This window comes from Vibrio sp. 10N.247.311.47, assembly GCF_041467535.1.
GTDB lineage: Bacteria > Pseudomonadota > Gammaproteobacteria > Enterobacterales > Vibrionaceae > Vibrio > Vibrio crassostreae_C.
The window spans coordinates 1-1,186 of sequence record NZ_JBFSUR010000111.1 but is presented as its reverse complement, the minus strand read 5'-3'; the positions used below and the strand labels follow the sequence as shown (position 1 = coordinate 1,186).

Here is a 1,186-nt window from a genome sequence, read left to right as displayed (position 1 = left end):
AAGTGTCTGGATATTTCGATGTAATCAAAGGGACGCTGCCTAGTGTCATCGGAAAAAGGCAGCTCCAACAAATATCCGATATTGGATTTAAAAAATGGCCTGTGCAGGCTGCGGACGTGGCGTTCGCTTGCCAAGGCAACGTGAGTAAGCAAACCAGTAATAACCCATGGGCTTTCATCGGTTTCTCCTTAAGGTGTCGTAAACGAGGTCACATCAATTTCAGTCACTTTCCAGCGCATGCCATCTTGCTCTACGATGGCAGGGGTGTGTGAGAGTTGAAATTGGCGACTGTAGTTTCCTTGTTGGTCGAAATAAATACGCGCATCAAACTGATTGGCAATGTCTTCAGGACTGCCGTTGGTCAGTGTCCACTTGATGGGTTTGGGTGTTTGATATTGTTTTGCCCAAGCACGCTGTCTTGGGTCGTCCCCATCAAAAAACACAATCGCGTGTTGATACTCAAATTGCGTTTTGGGAATATCAACTGGCCAAGTCCTTGTATCAAAAGGGTTGATGACTAAGCCTTTGGCATAGAGGGTGTTGCCAAAGGCGTCTTTGACATCAGTGGCCAGTTTCAGTGACGGGTCAATGTAGAAAATGCGCGGGTTGGTGGTGGTCGTTAATCCCTCAACCGGTGGTGGTCTGCGTACATTACGTTCGACCTGCTCGACAAAACCTTGTTGCATCCTTGCGGTTTCGCCCGTCGCCTCTAAGTGTTTTAAGCGCGTATCAATCCACTCCAACATATCGACTTCCCCAATGGGGAAAAGCTCACCATGTCGTCCTAAATCTTGACTGTGAGCTATGGGGGTGAGTAACAATGCGCTAATTAAATAGAGCGTTCGAGTCATGGGTGCTCCTTAACTTGGATTGTTCATTCTAGAATTTCCTTCTTCGAGTGGTGCTCCTTTTCGTTCAACAAGGGCTTCGCCCGTTATCGCAACGAAAAGCGAGCTCAGGTGAGGCAACGTTATTTTATGCCCCGTCATGATGGCCTTTGAGTTTGTTAATGATATGACGCTGTATGACGTCAGTTCTGCTTGGTGTGCCGCTGATGACCGCGCCAGGCACCACAATAACGAGGTTTTGCTCTTGGGCGTACTCATCCAAAATGCCCCTGAGTTGGTGGTCGAAAGTGCGTAACATGCTTGTATGCTCATTATCATCTAGCCCCGACTTAATCAGC

The 1,186-nt window shown here is 47.9% G+C and carries 2 protein-coding genes and 1 pseudogene; all 3 read right to left on the bottom strand.

The annotated features are described in order from the left end of the window. A partial coding sequence (locus tag AB6E51_RS24495; protein WP_372140320.1) for a TraU family protein occupies positions 1-178 on the bottom strand: 178 nt, incomplete at its 3' end. 10 nt (positions 179-188) lie between these two features. After that, positions 189-851 (bottom strand): type-F conjugative transfer system protein TraW, encoded by a 663-nt coding sequence (gene traW, locus AB6E51_RS24490; protein ID WP_371979966.1) that lies wholly within the window; start codon positions 849-851, stop codon positions 189-191. Between the two features lie 124 nt (positions 852-975). Then, positions 976-1,186, bottom strand: a pseudogene (locus AB6E51_RS24485) (conjugal transfer protein); the annotation flags it as partial.